The organism is Streptomyces sp. NPDC101132, from assembly GCF_044759225.1.
Lineage (GTDB): Bacteria > Actinomycetota > Actinomycetes > Streptomycetales > Streptomycetaceae > Streptomyces.
The window spans coordinates 413803-435607 of the sequence record NZ_JBIVYX010000006.1 but is presented as its reverse complement, the minus strand read 5'-3'; the positions used below and the strand labels follow the sequence as shown (position 1 = coordinate 435607).

Here is a 21805-nt window from a genome sequence, read left to right as displayed (position 1 = left end):
CTGCGCCCGCTTGCTGCTACTGCTTGCCGCACTGGCCGACCAGCTTCTGCTCTTCCTCGCTGAGGCTGGGACCCGGTGACGGCGTCGGCTGCTTCTGGGCCTGCGTGCCCGTGTCGCCGGTCTTCGGCTTGGCGGAGGCCTCGGACTTGGCTCGCTCCTCCGCCTTCCGGCACGCGGAGGCCTGGACGGCCAGCTTCTCGATCTTGTCGACGGCGCTGTCGCGGCCGCCCTCGCTGATCGTGGCCTGGACCTGCTTGCGCTGGAACTCCGGCAGGTACTTGAGTTCGATCTCGGGGTGGTCCTTGTCGACCTTCGAGAGCTTGATCCAGGCCAGGTCCTGGCTGATCCCGCGGTACAGCGCCACGTGGTCGTCCTTGACCCCCACGTAGTACTGCGTCTGCGTCCAGCGCCAGCCGCCGTAGAGGCCGCCGCCGATCACACCCAGCGCGAGCAGCAGGAAGAAGGACCTCTTGAGCCACTTCCGCCCGGTGCGGGGCTTGAACTCGTCCACGTAGTCGTCGGGGTCGCCGAACTCGCCGTACGAGCCGTACGCCTCCGGCGGCGCCCCGTAGGACGGCGCCGGGCCCGACCCGGGCGGGCCGAAGCTGCCCGGCGGCGGGGGAGCCTGGCGGCCGAGCCCCGCGGCCCGGCCGGCCGGCGTCTGCATCGCGCCGCCGTCGAAGAGCTGGTGCTGCGTCTCGGCGACCGCGCCGACGACGACCGGGTTCTCGTCGAGCCGGCCGGCCAGGGTGTCACCGTTGTCGTTGTCCAGGACGTCCGCGACGATGCACGTGATGTTGTCCGGGCCGCCGCCGCGCAGCGCGAGCTGGATCAGCTCGTGCACGGTCTCCTGGGGGCCGTGGTAGCCGGCGAGGGTCTCCTCCAGCGTCTGGTGGGAGACGACGCCGGACAGGCCGTCGGAGCAGATGAGGTAGCGGTCGCCGACGCGGACCTCGCGGATCGAGAGGTCGGGCTCGACGTGCTCGCCGCTGCCCAGCGCGCGCATCAGCAGGGAGCGCTGCGGGTGGGTGGTGGCCTCTTCCTCGGTGATCCGGCCCTCGTCGACCAGCCGCTGGACCCAGGTGTGGTCCTGCGTGATCTGCGTCAGGACGCCGTCGCGCAGCAGGTACGCGCGGCTGTCGCCGACGTGCACGAGACCGAGCCGCTGGCCGGTCCACAGCAGGGCGGTGAGCGTGGTGCCCATGCCCTCCAGCTGCGGATCCTCCTCGACCATCACGCGGAGCTGGTCGTTGGCGCGCTGCACGGCGGTGCCGAGCGCGGTGAGGATGTCGGAGCCCGGGACGTCGTCGTCGAGCTGCACGAGCGAGGAGATCACCTCGGAGCTGGCGACCTCGCCGGCGGCCTGGCCGCCCATGCCGTCGGCGACCGCGAGCAGGCGCGGGCCGGCGTAACCGGAGTCCTCGTTGCCTTCCCGGATCATGCCCTTGTGCGATCCGGCGGCGAACCGCAGGGACAGACTCATGCGCACCTGCCCTGTCGACAAGCCGTCCGGGTACAACCGGTCTCGAGCCACACTGCCCACCCTCCGGTCGGGAGCGCGCTCGGGTCCGCTGTCGGGACCGCCGCGGCTCGCTCGCTCCGCTCGCTCATTCTCGTACTACTTCCGCAGCTCGATGACGGTCTTGCCGATGCGGATCGGGGCGCCCAGCGGAATGGGTGTCGCGACGGTGAGCCGGGCCCGGTCGAGATACGTGCCGTTGGTCGACCCGAGGTCCTCGACGATCCAGTTGCCGTCGCGGTCGGGGTAGATCCTGGCATGCCGGCTCGACGCGTAGTCGTCGTCCAGCACGATCGTCGAGTCGTGGGCGCGGCCCAGGGTGATGGTCTGGCCCTGGAGCGCGACCGTGGTGCCGGTCAGCGTGCCCTCGGAGACCACCAGCTTGGTGGGGGCGTTACGGCGCTGGCGCTGCTGCGGGGGCTGCGCCTGGCGGCCGCCCTGCTGCTGCGGCGGCCTCGTGTCCGCGCCGCGGCGGGAGCCGCGCTGGGTGACCCGCGTACCGAACAGGTCGCTGCGGATGACCTGCACGGCCACGATGACGAACAGCCACAGAACGGCCAGGAAACCCAACCGCATGACCGTCAGGGTCAGCTCTGACATTGCCCCCGCTTCACCCTTCGGCTTGCCGGTAAATGATGGTGGTGCTGCCCACGACGATCCGCGAGCCGTCGCGGAGCGTAGCGCGGGTGGTGTGCTGCCCGTCCACCACGATGCCGTTGGTGGACCCGAGATCCTGGATCGTCGAGGGCGTTCCGGTCCGGATCTCACAGTGCCGGCGGGATACGCCGGGGTCGTCGATCCGCACGTCGGCTTCGGTGCTGCGGCCCAGCACCAGCGTCGGGCGGGAGATCTGATGGCGGGTGCCGTTGATCTCGATCCAGCGGCGGGTCTGGCCGCCGCCGGTCGCGGGCGCGGGACCGGCGGCCGGTCCCGGGCGCCGCGGCATCCCGCCCGGAGGCGGCGAGCTGGGCATGGGCGGGGCGCCCGCGGGGGCGCCGCCGGCGGGCGGGTAGCCGTACCCGCCCTGGGGCGGGCCCGCCTGGCCGCGGTCCGGCTGCGACTGCGAGGTGCTGGAGGCGAGCGTGCGGCTGCGGACCCGGTACAGGCCGGTGTCCAGGTCGTCGGCCTTCTCCAGGTGGACCTTGATCGGGCCCATGAAGCTGTAGCGCTGCTGCTTGGCGTAGTCGCGGACCAGGCCCGCGAGCTCGTCGCCGAGCTGCCCGGAGTACGGGCTCAGGCGCTCGTAGTCGCCGGCGCTCAGCTCCACGATGAAGTCGTTGGGGACGACGGTCCGCTCGCGGTTCCAGATGGTCGCGTTGTTGTCGCACTCGCGCTGCAGCGCGCCCGCGATCTCGACCGGCTGGACCTCCGACTTGAAGACCTTGGCGAAGGTGCCGTTCACCAGACCTTCGAGCCGCTGCTCAAACCGCTTCAGGACTCCCATGGGGCACCTCCTCCGTCGTTGTCGCCCTGTACTGCTTACTGATCGTATCCACGCGTAGGGAAATCGGCTGGTTCCCCTTCTCCGCTCCACCGGCGAGTGTTGGTACTCACAAGGGATCGTAGAGGCGCCCTGGGGACAGTGTCCCGTACCCGGCGAGGACCGCGGAGGGGAGGACCCGGGGGGCCGGATCGGGGGGCCGGGGAAAGCGATGTGAATCCACCCCCTCCGACGTGCTAATGTTCCGGTGTCGCCAAGGGAACGGCCCGAAAGGGAAGGCCCCAAGGTAGCTACTCGGGCGAGTGGCGGAACGGCAGACGCGCTGGCTTCAGGTGCCAGTGTCCTTCGGGACGTGGGGGTTCAAATCCCCCCTCGCCCACCGAGTGGAAGCCCCTCGGACCTCACGGTCCGGGGGGCTTCTTCGTGTCGGCGGCGCGGTGTTGGGACGACTTTCGTCGGGCGGCGCGCGACGAAAGAGAGCGGCGGCCGGCGGCGGCCGGTGCCTAGGGTCGGGGCGTGGATGTGACTTCGCTGCTGAGGGACGGCTGGACCTGGCTGAAGGGGCCGGACCCGTGGCCGCGGCGCCGGATCGCCGGCGAGTGCGTGCTCGCCGGGGTGTTCGGGCTGATGGCGGCCGGGGTCCAGGACATCGTCGAGGGCTCCAACGCCCAGGCGGCGGCCGTCGGCGCCGGTGTGGCGTTGCTCTCGTTGCTGCGGCGCAGGCTGCCCGCGGGTGTGCTGGTCGTCTCGTCGGCACTGGCCGGCTGGGCGGTGGGGATGGCCCCGCTGACGATCCTGGCGGGCTGGACCGCGGGCCGGCGGATCGTCGGGGTCGGGCGGGCGCTGGGCGCCTTCACCCTCGCCTTCGTGCTGAGCCTCGCGGTCGGCCTGGCCGCCGAGGGCCCGCAGCTGCGGCCGCTGCCGCTCATCTTCTTCTCCACGCTGATGTACGTGGCGACGACCGTCGTACCGGGTCTCGCGAGCCGGTACTGGAACCAGCGCCGGACCCTGCTGCACGCGATGCAGGAGCGCAACGCCCAGCTGCTGCGCGAGCGGGAGATGGTGGCCGGGCAGGCGCGGCTGCGGGAGCGGCAGCGGATCGCCCAGGACATGCACGACAGCCTCGGGCACCAGCTGGCGCTGATCTCCGTGCACACCGGTGCGCTGGAGGTGGACCCGGCCCTGACGGACCGGCAGCGCGAGGCGGTGGGGGTGCTGCGGCAGGCCTCGGTCACCGCCATGCACGAACTGCGGTCGGTGGTCGGGATCCTGCGGGACGGCGTCGAGGCGCCCGCCGGTCCCGACGAGGCCCAGCCCGGGCGCGGGGTGGCCGGGATCGAGGGCGTGGTGGAGGCCGCGCGGGCCGCCGGGACCGACGTACGGCTGCGCACGGCCGGTACGGCCCGGCCGCTGGCCGCGGCCAGCGACCACGCGGCGTACCGGATCGTGCAGGAGGCGCTGACCAACGCGTACAAGCACGCGCCGGGGGCGCCGATCACCGTCGAGCTGCGGTACGAGGACGACTCCCTGGTCGTCGAGGTCGCCAACGGGCCGGCACCGGGGACCGGGACCGGTGAGGTGGTCAGCGGCGGGCAGGGACTGACCGGGCTGCGCGAGCGGGCCCGGCTGGTCGGCGGAATGGTGCACGCGGGGGCCGCGGCGGACGGCGGCTTCCGGGTCGCGGGGGTACTGCCCTACGGGCCCGAGCAGGCCGGGGCTCCGACGCTCCCGCCGCTGGACGCGGCCGACGACTTCGGGCAGCAGGCGCGGCCGGTGCCCTTCCGGGCCGACGGGGTGCCGGTGGACTGGAGCGCGGTGGACCGGGAGCTGATGAGCCGGTCGACGGGGCGGGGCGGGTTCGTGCTGGGCTGCGGGATCGCGGTCGGGGCGCTCGTGCTGCTGCTGCTCGCGCTGGGCGGGCTGGCCTTCGTGATGATCGGCTCGGTGAACGAGGCGATGATCGACCGTGCCCAGTACGACTCCGTGCGGGTCGGCCAGTCCGAGCGGGAGGTGCGGTCCGCGCTGCCCTCCGGTGACAGCATGCTGACCCACGGCCTGGAGTCCTCGGGGCCGCCCCGGCCCGCGGGAACCGAGTGCCTGGTCCTGCTGTCCTCCGAGGAGTCCGGCGGCCTGGCCGAGGAACCGGTGTTCCGGTTCTGCTTCAGGGACGGCAGGCTCGTCGAGAAGACGTCGTACAACGCCAAGCGGTAGGGAGCAGGAGTGACCATCCGGATCGTGATCGCCGATGACGAGCCGCTGATCCGGGCCGGGATCAGGATGATCCTCACCTCGGACCCGGCCATCGAGGTGGTCGCCGAGGCGGCGAACGGGCGCGAGGCGGTGGAGCTGGCGCGCTCCCACCAGCCGGACGTGGTGCTGCTCGACATCCAGATGCCGGTGATGGACGGGCTGACGGCGCTGGGCGAGCTGCGGCGGGCGGTGCCGTCGGCGCGCTCGCTGATCCTCACGACCTTCGGGGAGAAGGACAACGTGCTGCGGGCGCTGGGCGAGGGCGGGGCGGGATTCCTGCTCAAGGACTCGGCGCCGGCGGAGCTGATCGGCGCGGTGCGGGCGGCCGCCGCGGGGGACGCGTACCTCTCGCCGGGTGCCACCCGGCACGTGGTGGACCAGCTGGCGGCCGGTCAGGCCTCGGGGCGGGCCGCGGCGCGGGTCGGGGAGGCGCGGCGGCGGGTCGCGGAGCTGAGCGAGCGGGAGCGCGGGGTGCTGGCGCTGCTGGGCGAGGGGTTGTCGAACGCGGAGGCGGGGCGGCGGCTGCACATGAGCGAGGCGACCGTGAAGACGTACGTGAGCCGGATCCTGGCGAAGCTGGACTGCGAGAACCGGGTGCAGGCGGCGCTGCTGGCGCGGGACGCGGGGCTGTAGGGGGCGCCGGGGGGCTTGAGGTGCTTGGGGGCTTCGGGTGCTTGGGGCCTCAGGTGGCCGGGGGCTTGCGGTGCTTGCGGGTGCCCCTGTGGGTGACCGGGTTTTCCACAGCGGGCGGGCCGTCCACAGGGGGAGACGGGGGTTCTCGGGCGGCTGTACGGTCTGTCGCTATTGATGTTGGTGCCGGCGCGGGGCGCGGCGGGTGAGCGGGGGCAGCGATGACGGATCAGCGGATTCCGGTGGTGGCGGGGTTCCGTCCGCGGGAGGCGCAGGAGTCGCCGCGGGACGAGGGCAAGGCGCTGCGCGTGCGGGTGCCGCGGTCGGCGCACGCACGGCTGGTGCCGGTCGAGGGCCGGCCGGACGCGGTGCGGGCCGTGGAGGAGTCCAACCAGGGCCGGGTGCCCGAGCTGACGCCGATACGGGTGGGGCGGATGGCGGCCTCTCCCTTCGCCTTCCTGCGGGGCGCCGCCGGGCTGATGGCCCACGACCTGGAGGGCTCGCCGGTCACCGGGATCGGGACGCAGATCTGCGGTGACGCGCACGCGGCCAACTTCGGCCTGTACGGCGACGCCCGCGGGCGGCTGGTGATCGACCTCAACGACTTCGACGAGACGGTGTTCGGCCCCTGGGAGTGGGACCTGAAGCGGCTCGCCACCTCGCTGGTGCTGGCCGGGCGGGTGTCCGGCGCCGGGGAGGACGTGTGCCTCGCGGCGGCGCGGGACGCGGTGGGCGCGTACCGCCGCACGATGCGGCTGCTGGCGAAGCTCCCGGTGCTGGACGCGTGGAACGCGATCGCCGACGAGGAGCTGGTCTCGCACACCGACGCCCGGGACCTGCTGGGCACGCTGGAGCGGGTCTCGGAGAAGGCCAGGAACAACACCAGTGCCCGGTTCGCGGCGAAGGCCACCGAGCCGACGCCCGACGGCGGGCGCCGCTTCGTGGACGCCCTGCCGGTGCTGCGGCGGGTGGGGGACGCGGAGGCGGCCGCGGTGGCCGCGGCGCTGGGCGAGTACCTGACGACGCTCCAGGGGGACCGGCTGCCGCTGCTGGCCCGGTACGCCATCCACGACGTGGCCTTCCGGGTGGTGGGCACCGGCAGCGTGGGCACGCGGTCGTACGTGGTGCTGCTGCTGGACCACCGCGGGGAGCCGCTGGTGCTCCAGGTCAAGGAGGCCAGGCCCTCGGTGCTGATACCGCACCTGCGGGCGGTCGGCTTCCCGGTGCCGCAGGAGGAGCACGAGGGGCGCCGGGTGGTGTCCGGGCAGAAGCGGATGCAGGTGGTGAGCGACATCCTGCTCGGCTGGACCACGGTCGAGGGCCGGCCGTTCCAGGTCCGCCAGTTCCGCAACCGCAAGGGCAGCGTCGACCCGGCCGCGCTCACGCCCGACCAGCTCGACGACTACGGGCGGATGACCGGGGCACTGCTGGCGCGGGCGCACGCGCACAGCGCGGACCCGCGGCTGATCGCCGGGTACTGCGGGAAGAACGACGAGCTGGACGAGGCGGTCGGCGCCTTCTCGGTGGCCTACGCGGACCGCACCGAGGCGGACCACGCCGATCTGGTCGCCGCGGTGCGGGCGGGCCGGATCGCGGCCGAGGAGGGGGTGTGAGCCGGCCGGCCCGGGGGCGCGGGCTCCGCGGGCCCGGGACCAGGGCCTCCGGATCGGGACGGTGTGATCCTCGCCGCCCCTGCCGCGTCCGGCGGGGCATAGGCTGAGCGGGTGAGCCAGGAGATTCCGGAAGACGAGCGGCCCGAGGCGCGGCTGGAGCGGGCCGTGCGCGCCGCCGAGCAGGCGCTGATCGAGTTCGAGATCGCGGTGGAGACGTTCCGGGTGGAGGTCGAGAACTTCTCCCGGCTGCACCACCAGAAGCTCGGCCCGATGTACACGCGGCTCGACGAACTCGACGCGCTGATCGCGGAGGCCCGGGCGGCGCGCACCGGGGACCCCGAGGACCTGCGCCGGGCGCAGGAGGCACGGGCCCTGGTGATGCCGATGCCGGGCGTGGAGGAGCTGTTCCACGACTGGCTGGGCTCGGACGGCATCGACGACGACGCCGGTGCCATGCTCACGGAGCGGCCGGTGCGGCCGCCGGAGCGCGTGCGGCCCACCGAGGAGGTCCGCAAGCTCTACCGCGAGCTGGTCCGGCAGGCCCATCCGGACCTGGCGCAGGACGAGTCGGAGCGGGCGCGCAGGGACGCGTTCATCGCCCGGGTCAACGCGGCCTACGGGCGCGGCGACGCGGCGCTGCTGCGGGAGCTCGCCGAGGAGTGGGCGGCCGGCCCGGAGCCCGAGGGCGCCCGGCCGACCGAGGCCGAGGAGCTGTACGCGCGGCTGGAGTGGCTGGCGCAGCGCAAGGAGCTGCTCACGGCCGTGGCCGCGGAGCTGGAGGAGAGCGCCATCGGAGCCATGCTGCGGATGGCGCCGGACGACCCGGACCGGCTGCTGGAGGAGATCGCCGAGCAGTTGCTGGCCCAGGTCGCGGAGCGCGAGTCCGAGCTGGCCGGTCTCGTCGGTTAGGTTCGGGGAAGACCCGCAACGAGAGAAGGCGCTATGAATTTCGGTCTCCCCTCGGTGGCTGCCGCCGAGGTGCCCGCCGGAGGCTTCGTCCTGGACGTCCGTGAGGACGACGAGTGGGCGGCCGGCCACGTGGAGGGCGCGCTGCACATCCCGATGAGCGGCTTCGTCGCGCGCTTCGGCGAGCTGACCGAGGCCGTCGAGGACGGCCGCCGGGTCCACGTGATGTGCCGTGTCGGCGGCCGCTCGGCGCAGGTCACCCAGTACCTGCTCCAGCACGAGATCGACGCGGTGAACGTTGACGGCGGCATGCTCGCCTGGGACGGCGCCGGCCGTCCCATGACCACGGACACCGGCGCCCCCGCGTTCGTCCTCTGACGACCCGGTCGTGCCGTCGCCGTCGTGACGTCGTGACGTCGTGAGGGCCTGAGGCCCCGGCGGCTCAGCCGAGGGGGTGGGCGGCCAGCAGGTCGCCCAGTGCCTCCTCGTGGGCCGCCGCCGGGCCGAGGGAGAGTTCCAGCTGCTTGGCCCAGGCGTGGTAGCGGTGGAGCGGGTAGTCGGTGTCGGCGCCGAAGCCGCCGTGCAGGTGCTGGGCGGTCTGGACGACGCGGCGTACGCCCTCCGAGGCCCAGATCTTGGCCACCGCGACGTCGCCGGCCGTGGGCAGCGGGCCGCCCGAGCCGCTGTCCAGCCGCCAGGCGGCCTGCCAGAGGGTGACCTCCATGGCGCGCAGGTCGATGTAGCGGTCGGCGGCCTGGACGGCGACGGCCTGGAAGGTCGCCACCGGGTGCCCGAACTGCTCCCGCTTGCTGGTGTAGGCGCTGGTCATGCCCAGCACGCCCTCGCCGAGGCCCAGGGCGAGCGCGCAGGTGCCGGTGGCCAGCAGGTGGCGCAGCCGGTCCCAGGCGCCGGGCGTCTCGACGAGGTGCGTGGCGGGGACCCGTACGCCGTCGAGGGTCAGTTCCGCCATGCGCTCGCCGCTGGTGGAGAACTGGTCGGCCAGGGACAGGCCCTCGGTGACCCGGGGGACCAGTGCGATCAGGGGGTCCCCCTCGCCGGAGTGCGCGGGGACGGCGATGAAGTCGGCGCCGTGCGCCCAGGGCACCGCGGTCTGGACGCCGTCCAGCAGCCAGTCGGCGCCGTCGCGGCGGGCGGTGACGGCCAGTTCGGCGGGGTCGTGGCCGGTCCGGCCGTTCGCGGCCACGGTGAGCACCAGCTCCCCGCTGCCGGCCCGGGGCAGCAGTCCGGTCAGCTCGGGACCGCCGTGCTCCCCGAGCACCATGGCGGTCGCGCAGTGCTCCAGCAGCGGCACCCGCGCGAGCACCTTCGCGGACTCGCGCAGCACCAGGCAGAGCGCGATGGCGTCGAGTCCGGCCCCGCCGTGTTCTGGCGCCAGCACCAGGCCGAGCAGGTCCGACTGCGCCAGCCTGGCCCACAGCACCCGGTCGAAGTCGTCGGCCACCGCGCCCGGTGAGAGCGCGGGGCTCGGCACACTGTCGGGCGCGACGTCGGCGAAGACGGCCCGGGCCGCCTCGACGGCGGCCTGCTGCTCCTCGGTGAAGGTGAAGTCCACTGCCAGTCCTCCCGCGCGCACACCGGAACGTGCTCCATCTGACGGTGCGTCAAGATAGAACACGTTCCTGGAAAAGCACAGCCCGGCGAGTGCCCGGAGCGGCCGCGTCAGCGGTCGAAGTCGAGCTCCACCTCGTCGGTGGCCGGGTGGGACTGGCAGGCGAGGACGAAGCCCGCCTCCGTCTCCTCCTCCTCCAGTGCGAAGTTGCGGTCCATCCGCACCTCGCCCTTCACCACGAAGGCCCGGCAGGTGCCGCACACGCCGCCCTTGCACGCGTACGGCGCGTCCGCGCGGTTGCGCAGCACCGCGTCCAGCAGCGTCTCGCCCTCCTGGACCGGCCAGGTGCCGGAGCGGCCGTCCAGCTTCGCCGTCACCCGGCTGTGCGAGGGCGCGCCCGTCCGGGCCACCGGCGGCTTCGGGCCCTCCGCGTCCGCGACGTGGAAGATCTCCTCGTGGATCCGGGACCGGTCCACCCCGAGCGCGCGGAGCGCCCGCTCGGCGCCCTGCACCAGCCCGAAGGGCCCGCACAGGAACCAGCCCGCCACCTCGTCCACCGGCAGCAGCGCGGGCAGCAGCCCGGTCAGCCGCTCCTGGTCGAGGCGCCCGGAGCCCAGGCCCGCCTCGTGTTCCTCGCGCGAGAGGACCGTCACCAGCTGGAAGCGGTCGGGGTAGCGGTCCTTGAGGTCCGCCACCTCGTCCAGGAACATCGTCGACGCCGCCGTGCGGTCGCTGCGCACCAGGCAGAACCGGGCGTCCGCCCGCTCCGCCAGCAGCGTGGCCGCGATCGACAGGACCGGGGTGATCCCGCTGCCGCCGACCACCGCGGCGTAGTGCCCGGCGGCCGGCTCCAGGACGAAGCGGCCGGCCGGGGTCATCACGTCCAGCACGTCGCCCGCGGCGATCTCCTTGTGCGCGTACGTGGAGAACTCGCCGCCCTCCACCAGGCGCACGCCGACCGTCAGCCGTGCCGGGCCCTCGCCCCGGGGCGCGGGCGAGCAGATCGAGTACGTACGGCGCACCTCGGTGCCGTCCTGCGCGGTCCGGCGCATCGTCAGGTGCTGGCCGGGCGCGTGGCGGTACTGCTCGCGCAGCTCCTCCGGCACCTCCAGCGTCAGCGCCACCGAGTCGTCGGTGAGCCGCTCGACCGCCGCCACCTTCAGCGGGTGGAACGCGCCGTGGCGGGATGCGGCCATCTACAGCTCCTTGAAGTGGTCGAACGGTTCGCGGCACGAGACGCAGCGCCGCAGGGCCTTGCACGCGGTGGACGAGAAGCGGCTCAGCAGCTCGGTGTCCGTGGAGCCGCAGTGCGGGCAGCGCACCGACAGGGTCAGCGGGACCGGACCCTCGGCCGAGTGCGGCCGGGGCGGGGCGATGCCGAACTCGGCGAGCTTGCGGCGGCCTTCGGCGCTGATGTCGTCCGTGGACCAGGCCGGAGCCAGCACCGTGCGCACCGAGACCTCGGGGATGCCGTGGTCCCGCAGCACCCGCTCGATGTCGGCCGACATGGCCTCGACGGCCGGGCAGCCGGTGTACGTGGGGGTGAGGTCGACCTCCGCCGCGCCGCTCTCCAGCACCCGCACGCCGCGCAGCACGCCCAGCTCGGCGAGCGTGAGGACGGGCAGTTCGGGGTCGGGGACGGAGCCGGCCAGCGCGGCCAGCTCCTCCTCCAGGCGGGTGGGCGTGGTCACCACGTCGCCCCCGGGTGGCTGCGGTGCAGGTGCTGCATCTCGGCGAGCATCCGGCCGAACGGCTCGGTGTGCAGGCCCTGGCGGCCCGCGCCGGCCGTCCACGCGCCCGTGCGCGGCCCCTCGGGCAGTTCGAGCGTGGCCCGCTCCAGCACCGCGCCGACCGCGGCGAGCCAGGCGGCCTCCAGGGCCGCCCAGTCCACGTCGAGGCCGTCGACCGGCTGGAACATCTCGCCCGTGAACCGCCACAGGGCGTCCAGGGCCGTGCGGATCCGGGCCCGGCTCTCGTCGGTGCCGTCGCCCAGCCGCAGCGTCCACTGGGTGGCGTGGTCGCGGTGGTACTCGGTCTCCTTCACGGCCTTGGCCGCGAGCGGGGCGAACGCGCCGTCCCCGGCCGCCAGCGCCGCGTACAGCAGGTGCTGGTACGTGGAGAAGTACAGCTGGCGGGCGATGGTGTGGGCGAAGTCGCCGTTGGGCTGCTCGACGAGCTGGAGGTTGGTGAACTCCCGCTCCTCGCGCAGGTACGCCAGCTCGTCCTCGTCACCGGCCATGGAGAGCAGCACGCGGGCCTGGCCGAGCAGGTCGAGCGCGATGTTCGCCAGGGCCACCTCCTCCTCCAGGACCGGGGCGTGGCCGGCCCACTCGCCCAGCCGCTGGGCCAGGACGAGGGCGTCGTCGCCGAGGGCGAGGGCGGCGGTCGTGGGGACGGCGGTGCCGGTCCCGGGGGTGCCGGTCACAGGTTCTTCACCCCGTCCGGGACCTCGTAGAACGTCGGGTGGCGGTACGGCTTGTCGGCGGACGGCGCGAAGAACGGGTCCCGCTCGTCCGGCGAGGACGCGGTGACGGCCGCGGACGGCACCACCCAGATGGAGACGCCCTCGTTGCGCCGCGTGTACAGGTCGCGGGCGTTCCGCAGCGCCATCTCGGCGTCCGGGGCGTGCAGGCTCCCGGCGTGGGTGTGCGAGAGCCCGCGGCGCGAGCGCACGAACACCTCCCACAGCGGCCAGTTCTGCGTCATGCCCGTGCCTCCTGCTGCTGGTCGTGCGTGTGCGTGCCGGTGGTGTCGTGCGTGTGCTTGGCGGCGTAGGCCGCGGCGGCCTCGCGCACCCAGGCACCTTCCTCGTGCGCCCTGCGGCGCTGGGTGATGCGCTGTTCGTTGCACGGGCCGTTGCCCTTGAGGACGTTCCAGAACTCGGCCCAGTCGATGGCGCCGAAGTCGTGGTGCCCGCGCTCCTCGTTCCACTTCAGGTCCGGGTCCGGGAGCGTCAGCCCCAGCGCCTCGGCCTGCGGGACGGCGATGTCGACGAAGCGCTGGCGCAGCTCGTCGTTCGAGTGGCGCTTGATCTTCCAGGCCATGGCCTGGGCGCTGTGCACCGACTCGTCGTCCGGCGGGCCGAACATCATCAGCGACGGCCACCACCAGCGGTCCACCGCGTCCTGGGCCATCGCGTGCTGTTCCGGGGTGCCCTTCGACAGCGCGAGCAGCAGCTCGAAGCCCTGCCGCTGGTGGAAGGACTCCTCCTTGCAGATCCGGACCATCGCGCGGGCGTACGGGCCGTAGGAGCAGCGGCAGATCGGGACCTGGTTGGTGATCGCGGCGCCGTCCACCAGCCAGCCGATCGCGCCGACGTCGGCCCAGGTGAGGGTGGGGTAGTTGAAGATCGAGGAGTACTTCTGCTTGCCGGCGTGGAGCTTGTCGAGCAGCTCGTCGCGGCTGGTGCCGAGGGTCTCCGCCGCGCTGTAGAGGTACAGCCCGTGGCCCGCCTCGTCCTGCACCTTGGCCATCAGGATCGCCTTGCGGCGCAGCGAGGGCGCGCGGGTGATCCAGTTCGCCTCCGGCTGCATGCCGATGATCTCCGAGTGCGCGTGCTGGGCCATCTGGCGGACCAGCGAGGCGCGGTACTCGTCCGGCATCCAGTCGCGGGGCTCGACGCGCTCGTCGGCCGCCACGGCCGCCTCGAACGCGGCGACCAGCGCCGGGTCGGGCACCTGTCCCGCCGCCGCGTCCTGCGTCACTGCCACCATGCTGGCCCCCTGTCCGGGTCCCGACCGACCGATCGTTCGGTTCATCCTCTTCAATGGTGAGACGGCGGCCCGTAGGGTGTCAACCTCTGTGGACGACGTCGCTGCCGCGGACTGCCGCGCACCGGTGTCGCTGACCCCTGTGGACGGCCGAGGAGCGGGGCGGGATGGATGCGAACGAGGGCGGGGACCGCGGTGCCCCGGCGGGGGAGTCCGGTCCCGCCGTGACGGCCGCCGTACCGGCCGCCGTACCGGCCGCCGTGACGGCCGCCGGGGCTCCGGGGGCGGAGGCACCGGGGGCCGAGGTGCCGGACGGGGGTCCTGAGCCGGGTGAGGCCGACGGGGCTGCCGGTGACGTGCGGGGTGACGCCGGTGCGGCTGTCGCTGACGCGCCGGGTGACGCCGCTGCGGCTGCGGGTGGCGTGCCGGGCGGGCCGGACGCCGTGCCGGGGCCCGGGGCCGTACGCGCGCCCGGGATCGCCGGGCTGTCCCTGCCGTACCGGGCGCTGGCCGCGCTGGCCCTGGGCGCGGTCGTGGTGACCGCCGGCTGGCACCTGGCGATGGTCTTCCTGCACGTCGCACCGACCAACACGGTCAGCAGGAAGCACGCGGGGACCGTCGACGAGTGGATCTACCCCGAGTTCGAGCAGAACTGGAAGCTGTTCGCACCCAACCCCCTCCAGCAGAACATCGCCGTCCAGGTCCGCGCCGAGCTGCGCACCCCGAGCGGCGAGCGGGTCACCACGGGCTGGCGCGACCTGTCCGCCGAGGACGGCGCGGAGATACGCCACAACCCCCTGCCCAGCCACGTCCACCAGAACGAACTGCGGCGGGCCTGGGACTTCTTCACCGGCTCGCACGACGACCAGAACCGCGCCAACGGCGAGCGCGGCCGCCTCGCCGAGGCCTACCTGCGCCGGATCGCCATGCAGCGGCTGCACGAGCGCCGGCCGGCCGGCGTCGTCGAGCGGGTCCAGCTGCGCTCCGCGACGCGGGCGGTCGCCGCGCCCCCGTACAGCGACGAGAAGACCGACACCCAGGTCTACTACCGGGAACTGCCCTGGTGGAACGTGACCGCGGCCGACCTCCCCGCCACCGCGGCCGGAGCCCAGCGCGAGGAGACCGCACCGTGAGCGCCCCTGCCGCCGACCGCCTGACCGCTGCCGCCGCCCGGGCCCTCGGGAAGGTCACCGCACGCGCCCTGGGCCCGTACCAGAGCGCGGTCATCCGGATCGGCTTCTCCGCGACCTGGCTGCTCTTCCTGCTGCGGGAGTTCCCGAACCGGCGCGAGCTGTACGGGCCCGAGGGGCCCTGGAGCTTCGACCTCGCGGAGCGTCTGGTGGCGGGCAACGACGCCTTCACCGTGCTGCTGTGGTCGGACGGGGCGGTGTGGTTCGAGACCGTGTACGCGCTCGCCGTGGCCGCCTCCGTGATGCTGCTGCTGGGGTGGCACACCCGGGCGGCGTCGGCGCTGTTCCTGGTCGGGGTGCTGTCCCTGCAGAACCGCAGCGTGTTCATGGGCGACGGCGGTGACAACGTCATCCACCTGATGGCGATCTACCTGGTGCTGACGCGGTGCGCGCAGGTGTGGTCGCTGGACACGCGGCGGGGGCGGGCGGGTGGTGCGGGCTCCGGTGGTGCTGGTGCTGGTGCGGGGCCGGTTCTGTGGGTGCTGCTGGGGGCCGTGCTGGTGGCCGCCGGTGGGACCGGGAAGCTGGGCTTCGGCTGGCTCGGCGTGTTCGCCGTGCTGTGGACGGCGCAGGGCGTGTGGTGGCTCGCCGAGCGGTACGACCCGCGGGGGGAGGGGCGGGCGCTGCTGGACGTGGTGGCGAACGTCATCCACAACGCCGGGATGCTGGTGATCATGGCCGAGGTGTGCCTGATCTACGCGACCGCCGGCTGGTACAAGATCCAGGGCTCGCGGTGGCAGGACGGGACCGCCCTGTACTACCCGCTGAACCTGGACTACTTCTCGCCGTGGCCCGGGCTGTCGGAGCTGCTGGGGGCGAGCGGGGTGGTCGTGCTGCTGCTGTCCTACGGGACGGTGGCGGTGCAGGTCGCGTTCCCGTTCACGCTGTTCAACCGCCGGGTGAAGAACGTGCTGCTGGCGGTGATGATGCTGGAGCACGCGGGGATCGCGGTGGTGCTGGGCCTGCCGTTCTTCTCGCTGGCGATGATCGCCGCCGATGCGGTGTTCCTGCCGACGGCTCTTCTGGTGTGGGTGGGTGGCCTGGGCGGCCGGCTGTGGGGGCGGGGGGTCGGGGCGGCGGCTGCGGTGCCGGGTCCCGTGCCGGGTGCGGTGCCGGGTCCTGTGCCGGGCTCCGTGCCCGGTCCTGTGGCGGGTGCCGTGCCGGCTCCCGTGCCGGGGGCTGGCGGTGCCGGGGGCGTGCCGGGGCAGGTGGGGGGTGGGGAGGCTGCCCCTGCGCCGGGGGCGGTGCGCTGAGCCGCTCCGGGGTTTCCGGTGCCGGTTCCGCTCCCGCTCCGGGATCGTTGCCGGGGTGCCTCCGTGCCGGGTCCGTGCCGGTGCCGTGCCGGGTGGGGTGCGTTGCCCTGCGGGGCCAGGTCCCCTACCCGCCCTTCCACCGTTCCTCCCCCAGCTACCGCTGGGAGGTGCCCCCAGGGCTCCGCCCGGACCCCTTGCGGGGGCTCCGCCCCCGTACCCTCCCCCAGCTACCGCTGGGGGGACCCCCAGCTCCTCAAACGCCGGAGGGGCTGGGATGTGCGGGCTGTGCCTGGGGCGTGGGATGTGCCGGTGCGGTGCGGTGCGGTGCGGTGCGGTGTGCGGCGTGCGAGGTGCTGGGGGTGGTCGATGCCTGTGGCCTGGGAGGTGCCGGTGGGGGATGAAGTTCGGGCCGCGGAAACCAGCCTCGCCGGCGTTTGAGGCGCGGGGGCCGGGGCTGGTCCCGGTGAACGGGAGAAGGGCGGGGTGGGGGTGCCCGCGCAGCGGCCCGCGGTACTGCGTTCGGGGGCGGTGGGGGGAGGCGGGGCGTGCGGCGCCGGGCCTGGGGCCCGCGCTGCATAGGGTGGGTGTATGAGCGAGCGCAGCGGGGCGGTACGGCCGGACGGCGCCGGGGTGCCGGGCCCGGGAGGGCAGGACGCCCCGGTCGGCGACGAGGACCACCGGGACGGCACCGGGGACCGTGCGGGGGACGGGACCGGAGCGCGCCCGGGCGATGGGGCCGGGGAGCGCCGGAGTGGCGGGGCCGGAGCGCGCCCGGGGGATGGGGCCGGAGCGCGCCCGGGGGAAGGGGCCGGGGTGCACGTGGGGGACGGGGCGCCGGTGGCTGAGGCCGTGGTCGAGTGGCGGGGGGCCGCGGACGGCGGGGTGCTGCTCGACGGGTTCCACGCGGTCAAGCACGCGCTGCGGTTCGGCGCCGACGTGCGGATCGCGCTCAGTGACGACAAGGCCGCGGTGCTGCGGCTGGCCCAGGGGCTGGCGCCCGACGTCGTGCCGGACCTCGACCGGCTGCTGCGCGAGGTGCCCACCCAGGTGCTGCACGAGCTGCTGCTGCGGGTGCACCCCACGGGCGTGGCCGCCCTCGCCGTGCGTCCCGCCCGGGAGGCCCACCTGGCCGCCCTCGCCGACTCCGCGCGGCCCGCGCCGGTCGTCGTGCTCGACAACCCGCGCAACCTCGGCAACGTGGGCGCCGTCGTCCGGCTGGCCGCCGGCTTCGGGGCCACCGGCGTGGTGACCACCGGGGACCTGGACCCGTGGCACCCGAACGTCGTACGGGCCGGGGCCGGCCTGCACTACGCCACCGCCGTGGAGCGGCTGACGGTCGGCACGCTGCCGCCCGGCCCCCTCTACGCGCTGGACCCGGAGGGCGAGGACATCCGCGCCCTCACCCTCCCGGACAACGCCCTGCTGGCCTTCGGCTCCGAGCGGCACGGCATCTCGCCCGAGCTGCGCGAGCGTGCCGACCACCTGGTGTCCCTGCCGATGCGCCCGCAGGTCTCCAGCTACAACCTGGCCACCAGCGTGGCCATGGCCCTGTTCCACTGGGGCGGGCCGGCCCCGGTGGAACGGCCGTGAAGGCCTAGGCCTGGCGGCGGACCTCCACCACGCGGAAGCGGTTGGCGACGAAGGCGCCGTCGCACAGCGCGGCGTTGGCCGCCGGGTTGCCGCCCGAGCCGTGGAAGTCGGAGAACGCGGCCGTCTGGTTGACGTACACCCCGCCGGTGAGGTTCAGCGAGAGCTGCGCGGACTCGTCCAGGCAGACCTCTTCGAGGGCGCGCTCGGTGGCCTCGTCGGTGGTGTACGCGCCGACCGTCATCGCGCCCTGCTCGCGGACCGTGCGCCGCAGCAGCTCCAGCGCGTCCGCCGTGGAGTCGACGGCCACCGCGAAGGAGACCGGGCCGAAGCACTCGGACATGTACGCGGCGGAGTCGTCCGGCTTGGCCGCGTCGAGCTTGACCATGACCGGCGTACGGACCACCGCGTCCGGGAACTCGGGGTTGGCCACCTCGCGGGAGGCCAGCGCGACCTCGCCGAGCCCGGCCGCCGCCTCCAGGCGGGCCTTCACGTCCGGGTTGACCAGGGCGCCCAGCAGGGCGTTGGCCCGGGCGTCGTCGCCCAGCAGGCCGCTCACCGCGCCGGCGAGGTCGGTGACGACCTCGTCGTACGACTTGTGGCCCGCGTCGGTGGCGATGCCCTCGCGCGGGATCAGGAGGTTCTGCGGGGTGGTGCACATCTGGCCGCTGTACAGGGACAGCGAGAAGGCCAGGTTGGACAGCATGCCCTTGTAGTCGTCGGTCGAGTCGATGACGACGGTGTTGACGCCGGCCTTCTCCGTGTAGACCTGCGCCTGGCGGGCGTTGGCCTCCAGCCAGTCGCCGAAGGAGGTCGAGCCCGTGTAGTCGATGATCTTGATCTCGGGGCGGGTCGCGAGGTCCTTGGCGATGCCCTCGCCCGGACGCTCGACGGCCAGCGCCACCAGGTTCGGGTCGAAGCCGGCCTCGGCCAGGACTTCGCGGGCCACCTGCACCGTGAGCGCGAGCGGCAGCACGGCGCGCGGGTGCGGCTTGACCAGCACCGGGTTGCCGGTGGCCAGGGAGGCGAACAGGCCGGGGTAGCCGTTCCACGTCGGGAAGGTGTTGCAGCCGATCATCAGCGCGATGCCGCGCGGGGCGGCGACGAAGCGCTTGTCCAGCTTCAGCGGGTCGCGCTTGCCCTGGGGCTTGGACCAGTCGGCCTGGCCGGGCACCCGGACCTGCTCCGCGTACGCGTACGCCACGGCCTCCAGGCCGCGGTCCTGCGCGTGCGGGCCGCCCGCCTGGAACGCCATCATGAACGCCTGCCCGCTGGTGTGCATCACCGCGTGCGCGAACTCGTGGGTGCGGGCGCCGATGCGCGCCAGGATCTCGATGCAGACCAGCGCACGGGCCTCGGGGCCGGCGTCGCGCCAGGCGGCCATCCCCGCCTTCATGGCGGGCAGCAGCACGTCCGGGTCGACGTGCGGGTACTCGACGCCCAGCTCGATGCCGTACGGGGAGACCTCGCTGCCCGTCCAGTCGTCGGTGCCGGGCTGCCCCAGGTCGAAGCGGGTGCCGCGGAGGGCCTCGAAGGCGGCCTGGCCGTCGGCCGGCGCGGTCTCGCCGTACGCCTTGGGGTGCTCGGGGTGCGGGGACCAGTACGCGCGGCTGCGGATGGCCTCCAGCGCCTGGTCGAGGGTGGGCCGGTGCTTCTCGGAGAGCGTGGAGACGGAGAGCGCGGCGGACATCAGGGACCAACTCCTCGTTGAGCCGGGCTGGATCGGGTGGAGATCGCGCAGAGGCGGGTGGAGAAGAGCAGACTGGAAGTAGAGTAACCGAACGATCGGTCGGGACAAGAGGGCCCGGGGTCGGGTTGTGGACAACGCATGCGGGAGGATCGGGGTCATGACAGGAATCGAGCGGTCCCGCACGGTGGCGGTCGTCGGCACCGGCACGATGGGCCAGGGCATCGCCCAGGTCGCCCTCCTCGCGGGCCACCCCGTGCTGCTCCACGACGCCGTGCCCGAGCGGGCCGACGCCGCCGTCACGGCCGTCACCGGCCGCGTCGAGCGGCTGGTCGCCAAGGGCCGCCTGGACCGGGCCGCCGCCGACGCGGCGACCGGCCGGATCGGCGCCGCGCGCGAGCTGTCCGAGCTGGCCGACTGCGCCCTGGTCGTCGAGGCGATCCTGGAGGACGTGGCGGCCAAGCAGCGGCTCTTCACCGCCCTGGAGGCGGTGGTCGCCCCCGACTGCCTGCTCGCCACCAACACCTCCTCCCTCTCCGTCACCGAACTCGCGGCCCCCCTCAAGCACGCGGGCCGCCTGGTCGGGCTCCACTTCTTCAACCCGGCCCCGCTCCTCCCGCTCGTGGAGGTGGTCAGCGGGTACGCGACCGACCCCGAGGCCGCCGAGCGCGCCTTCGGCACCGCCCTGGCCTGGGGGAAGACCCCGGTCCGCTGTGCCGACACCCCCGGCTTCATCGTCAACCGGATCGCCCGCCCCTTCTACGCCGAGGCCTTCGCGGTGTACGAGGAGCAGGGCGCCGACCCGGCCACCATCGACGCCGTGCTCCGCGAGAGCGGCGGCTTCAGGATGGGCCCGTTCGAGCTGACCGACCTGATCGGCCAGGACGTGAACGAGGCGGTCACCCGCTCCGTCTGGGAGTCCTTCTTCCGCAGCCCCAAGTTCCTGCCCTCCCTCGCGCAGCGCCGCCTGGTCCAGTCGGGCCGGCTCGGCCGCAAGTCCGGACAGGGCTGGTTCGCGTACGAGGGAGGCGACGCCGCCGTCCCCGCCCCGCACACCGCGGGCCCCGAGGAGGCCCCGGAGTACGTCACCGTCGTGGGCGACCTCGGTCCGGCCGCCGGGCTGGTCGACCTCATCGAGGAGGCCGGGATCACCGTCGAGGCCGTCGAGGCCGGCGGCCCGTACATCCAGCTGCCCGGCGAGGGCCAGCTGGTCCTGACCGACGGCAAGACCTCGGTCGAGTTCGCCGACGTCGTCTACTTCGACCTCGCGCTCGACTACCGCGGCGCGACCCGGATCGCCCTGGCGGCCTCCGAGGACACCTCCCCCGAGACCCTGGCCGAGGCGGTCGGCCTCTTCCAGCGGCTCGGCAAGCAGGTCAGCGTGATCGGCGACGTGCCGGGCATGATCGTGGCCCGCACCGTCGCGATGCTGATCGACCTGGCCGCCGACGCCGTGGCCAAGGGCGCGGCGAGCGAGGAGGACATCGACACCGCCATGCGGCTCGGCGTGAACTACCCGCTGGGCCCCGGGCAGTGGCACGAGCGGGTGGGCCAGGACTGGGCGTACGAGCTGCTGGAGAACCTCGACGGACGCTGTCCCGGCGGCCGGTACGCGCCCTCGCTCGCCCTGTTCCGCAAGTCGTACGCGGCCGGGCCCGAGGACGCCGCCGGGTCCGGGGACGCGGCCGCGGACGCCGCCGGTCCCGGCGACGCGGCGGCCGAGGCGGCGGCCCCCGACGACGCGGACGGGGTGAGCGCCCCGTGACCACCGCCAGGAGGGACACGTACACCCCCGAGACGCTGCTCTCGGTGGCGGTGCGGGTCTTCAACGAGCGCGGCTACGACGGCACCTCCATGGAGCACCTCTCCAAGGCGGCCGGCATCTCCAAGTCCTCGATCTACCACCACGTCGCGGGCAAGGAGGAGCTGCTGCGCCGGGCCGTCAGCCGGGCGCTCGACGGGCTCTTCGGCATCCTCGACGAGCCCGGCGCCACCCGCGGGCGGGCCATCGAGCGGGTCGAGTACGTCACGCGCCGCACCGTCGAGGTGCTGGTCGCGGAGCTCCCGTACGTGACCCTGCTGCTGCGCGTCCGGGGCAACACCCGGACCGAGCGGTGGGCGCTGGAGCGGCGCCGCGAGTTCGACCACCAGGTCGCCGACCTGCTCAAGGCCGCCCAGGCCGAGGGCGACCTGCGGGCCGACGTGGACATCAGGCTCGCGACCCGGCTGCTCTTCGGCATGGTCAACTCGCTGGTCGAGTGGTACCGCCCGCACCCGGAGACCAGCGCGGGCGTGGACGCGGAACGCGTCGCGGAGGCCGTCGCAGGACTCGCCTTCGACGGCCTCCGCACCACCGGCTAGGCCCTTCCCTCCGGAATCGGGGGAGATCCGGAGGGGAGGGCACGGGGCTCCCCCGAGACCCTTCGGCCGGTGACCCCACAGAACCCCC

General features: G+C 73.9%; 20 protein-coding genes and 1 tRNA gene. 11 read left to right on the top strand and 10 right to left on the bottom strand.

Annotated elements, in window-relative coordinates; translation table 11 throughout:
- Positions 1-16 precede the first annotated feature (16 nt).
- The 3 genes from ACIQUR_RS17245 to ACIQUR_RS17235 form a co-directional block, all read right to left on the bottom strand.
- Positions 17-1483, bottom strand: coding sequence for a PP2C family protein-serine/threonine phosphatase (locus tag ACIQUR_RS17245; RefSeq protein ID WP_403664789.1), 1467 nt, complete (start codon positions 1481-1483; stop codon positions 17-19).
- A 135-nt stretch (positions 1484-1618) separates the two neighbouring features.
- Complete coding sequence (locus ACIQUR_RS17240; protein ID WP_399943954.1) at positions 1619-2119, bottom strand: FHA domain-containing protein; 501 nt, start codon at positions 2117-2119, stop codon at positions 1619-1621.
- Between the two features lie 10 nt (positions 2120-2129).
- Positions 2130-2963, bottom strand: a complete 834-nt coding sequence (locus ACIQUR_RS17235) for an FhaA domain-containing protein (RefSeq protein WP_403664786.1) — start codon at positions 2961-2963, stop codon at positions 2130-2132.
- A gap of 293 nt (positions 2964-3256) precedes the next feature.
- Here ACIQUR_RS17235 and ACIQUR_RS17230 point away from each other — a divergent pair.
- The 6 genes from ACIQUR_RS17230 (at position 3257) to ACIQUR_RS17205 (ending at position 8737) form a co-directional block, all read left to right on the top strand.
- A tRNA-Leu gene (locus ACIQUR_RS17230) sits at positions 3257-3339 on the top strand.
- Positions 3340-3476: 137 nt separating this feature from the next.
- On the top strand, positions 3477-5171 hold the full coding sequence (locus tag ACIQUR_RS17225) for a sensor histidine kinase (protein ID WP_403664784.1): 1695 nt from the start codon (positions 3477-3479) through the stop codon (positions 5169-5171).
- Between the two features lie 9 nt (positions 5172-5180).
- Positions 5181-5843, top strand: a complete 663-nt coding sequence (locus ACIQUR_RS17220; protein ID WP_403664782.1) for a response regulator — start codon at positions 5181-5183, stop codon at positions 5841-5843.
- A 218-nt stretch (positions 5844-6061) separates the two neighbouring features.
- Positions 6062-7453: a DUF2252 domain-containing protein gene (locus ACIQUR_RS17215; RefSeq protein WP_403664780.1), complete on the top strand. Its 1392-nt coding sequence runs from the start codon at positions 6062-6064 to the stop codon at positions 7451-7453.
- Positions 7454-7564: 111 nt separating this feature from the next.
- Positions 7565-8362: a hypothetical protein gene (locus ACIQUR_RS17210; RefSeq protein ID WP_403664778.1), complete on the top strand. Its 798-nt coding sequence runs from the start codon at positions 7565-7567 to the stop codon at positions 8360-8362.
- A gap of 33 nt (positions 8363-8395) precedes the next feature.
- The gene (locus ACIQUR_RS17205; RefSeq protein ID WP_403664776.1) at positions 8396-8737 is read left to right on the top strand and encodes a rhodanese-like domain-containing protein; all 342 of its coding nucleotides are present in this window, start codon (positions 8396-8398) and stop codon (positions 8735-8737) included.
- 64 nt (positions 8738-8801) lie between these two features.
- Here the strand turns inward: ACIQUR_RS17205 and ACIQUR_RS17200 are convergent, their stop codons facing one another.
- The 6 genes from ACIQUR_RS17200 to paaA form a co-directional block, all read right to left on the bottom strand.
- Complete coding sequence (locus ACIQUR_RS17200; protein WP_403664774.1) at positions 8802-9932, bottom strand: acyl-CoA dehydrogenase family protein; 1131 nt, start codon at positions 9930-9932, stop codon at positions 8802-8804.
- A 107-nt stretch (positions 9933-10039) separates the two neighbouring features.
- Positions 10040-11125, bottom strand: coding sequence for a 2Fe-2S iron-sulfur cluster-binding protein (locus ACIQUR_RS17195; RefSeq protein ID WP_403664772.1), 1086 nt, complete (start codon positions 11123-11125; stop codon positions 10040-10042).
- Positions 11126-11620, bottom strand: a complete 495-nt coding sequence (paaD, locus tag ACIQUR_RS17190) for a 1,2-phenylacetyl-CoA epoxidase subunit PaaD (protein WP_403664769.1) — start codon at positions 11618-11620, stop codon at positions 11126-11128.
- Complete coding sequence (gene paaC, locus ACIQUR_RS17185) at positions 11617-12354, bottom strand: 1,2-phenylacetyl-CoA epoxidase subunit PaaC (protein WP_403664767.1); 738 nt, start codon at positions 12352-12354, stop codon at positions 11617-11619. Before paaC ends, paaD begins: the two co-directional genes overlap by 4 nt.
- The gene (gene paaB, locus ACIQUR_RS17180; RefSeq protein WP_365045891.1) at positions 12351-12635 is read right to left on the bottom strand and encodes a 1,2-phenylacetyl-CoA epoxidase subunit PaaB; all 285 of its coding nucleotides are present in this window, start codon (positions 12633-12635) and stop codon (positions 12351-12353) included. The genes paaC and paaB overlap by 4 nt, the downstream gene beginning before the upstream one ends.
- On the bottom strand, positions 12632-13642 hold the full coding sequence (gene paaA, locus ACIQUR_RS17175) for a 1,2-phenylacetyl-CoA epoxidase subunit PaaA (protein ID WP_403664764.1): 1011 nt from the start codon (positions 13640-13642) through the stop codon (positions 12632-12634). The genes paaB and paaA overlap by 4 nt, the downstream gene beginning before the upstream one ends.
- Before the next feature lie 164 nt (positions 13643-13806).
- On the opposite strand from paaA, the gene ACIQUR_RS17170 reads away from it, so the two are divergent.
- The 3 genes from ACIQUR_RS17170 (at position 13807) to ACIQUR_RS17160 (ending at position 17672) form a co-directional block, all read left to right on the top strand.
- On the top strand, positions 13807-14772 hold the full coding sequence (locus ACIQUR_RS17170; protein ID WP_403664762.1) for a DUF5819 family protein: 966 nt from the start codon (positions 13807-13809) through the stop codon (positions 14770-14772).
- Entirely contained in the window at positions 14769-16082 is a 1314-nt protein-coding gene (locus ACIQUR_RS17165) for an HTTM domain-containing protein (RefSeq protein WP_403664760.1), read from the top strand. The genes ACIQUR_RS17170 and ACIQUR_RS17165 overlap by 4 nt, the downstream gene beginning before the upstream one ends.
- An 837-nt stretch (positions 16083-16919) precedes the next feature.
- Entirely contained in the window at positions 16920-17672 is a 753-nt protein-coding gene (locus ACIQUR_RS17160; protein WP_403664758.1) for a TrmH family RNA methyltransferase, read from the top strand.
- A 4-nt stretch (positions 17673-17676) separates the two neighbouring features.
- Here the strand turns inward: ACIQUR_RS17160 and paaN are convergent, their stop codons facing one another.
- Positions 17677-19359: a phenylacetic acid degradation protein PaaN gene (paaN, locus tag ACIQUR_RS17155; RefSeq protein ID WP_403664756.1), complete on the bottom strand. Its 1683-nt coding sequence runs from the start codon at positions 19357-19359 to the stop codon at positions 17677-17679.
- A gap of 157 nt (positions 19360-19516) precedes the next feature.
- Here paaN and ACIQUR_RS17150 point away from each other — a divergent pair, with 157 nt between their 5' ends.
- The gene (locus ACIQUR_RS17150; protein ID WP_403664754.1) at positions 19517-21121 is read left to right on the top strand and encodes a 3-hydroxyacyl-CoA dehydrogenase; all 1605 of its coding nucleotides are present in this window, start codon (positions 19517-19519) and stop codon (positions 21119-21121) included.
- Complete coding sequence (locus ACIQUR_RS17145; RefSeq protein WP_403664752.1) at positions 21118-21717, top strand: TetR/AcrR family transcriptional regulator; 600 nt, start codon at positions 21118-21120, stop codon at positions 21715-21717. The genes ACIQUR_RS17150 and ACIQUR_RS17145 overlap by 4 nt, the downstream gene beginning before the upstream one ends.
- Positions 21718-21805 lie beyond the last annotated feature (88 nt).

Coding starts and splice junctions, on each gene's coding strand:
- ACIQUR_RS17245 (WP_403664789.1), bottom strand. CDS start 1,483: ATGAGTCTGTCCCTGCGGTTCGCCGCCGGATCGCACAAGGGCATGATC.
- ACIQUR_RS17240 (WP_399943954.1), bottom strand. CDS start 2,119: ATGTCAGAGCTGACCCTGACGGTCATGCGGTTGGGTTTCCTGGCCGTT.
- ACIQUR_RS17235 (WP_403664786.1), bottom strand. CDS start 2,963: ATGGGAGTCCTGAAGCGGTTTGAGCAGCGGCTCGAAGGTCTGGTGAAC.
- ACIQUR_RS17215 (WP_403664780.1), top strand. CDS start 6,062: ATGACGGATCAGCGGATTCCGGTGGTGGCGGGGTTCCGTCCGCGGGAG.
- ACIQUR_RS17205 (WP_403664776.1), top strand. CDS start 8,396: ATGAATTTCGGTCTCCCCTCGGTGGCTGCCGCCGAGGTGCCCGCCGGA.
- ACIQUR_RS17195 (WP_403664772.1), bottom strand. CDS start 11,125: ATGGCCGCATCCCGCCACGGCGCGTTCCACCCGCTGAAGGTGGCGGCG.
- paaB (WP_365045891.1), bottom strand. CDS start 12,635: ATGACGCAGAACTGGCCGCTGTGGGAGGTGTTCGTGCGCTCGCGCCGC.
- paaA (WP_403664764.1), bottom strand. CDS start 13,642: ATGGTGGCAGTGACGCAGGACGCGGCGGCGGGACAGGTGCCCGACCCG.
- ACIQUR_RS17170 (WP_403664762.1), top strand. CDS start 13,807: ATGGATGCGAACGAGGGCGGGGACCGCGGTGCCCCGGCGGGGGAGTCC.
- paaN (WP_403664756.1), bottom strand. CDS start 19,359: ATGTCCGCCGCGCTCTCCGTCTCCACGCTCTCCGAGAAGCACCGGCCC.
- ACIQUR_RS17150 (WP_403664754.1), top strand. CDS start 19,517: ATGACAGGAATCGAGCGGTCCCGCACGGTGGCGGTCGTCGGCACCGGC.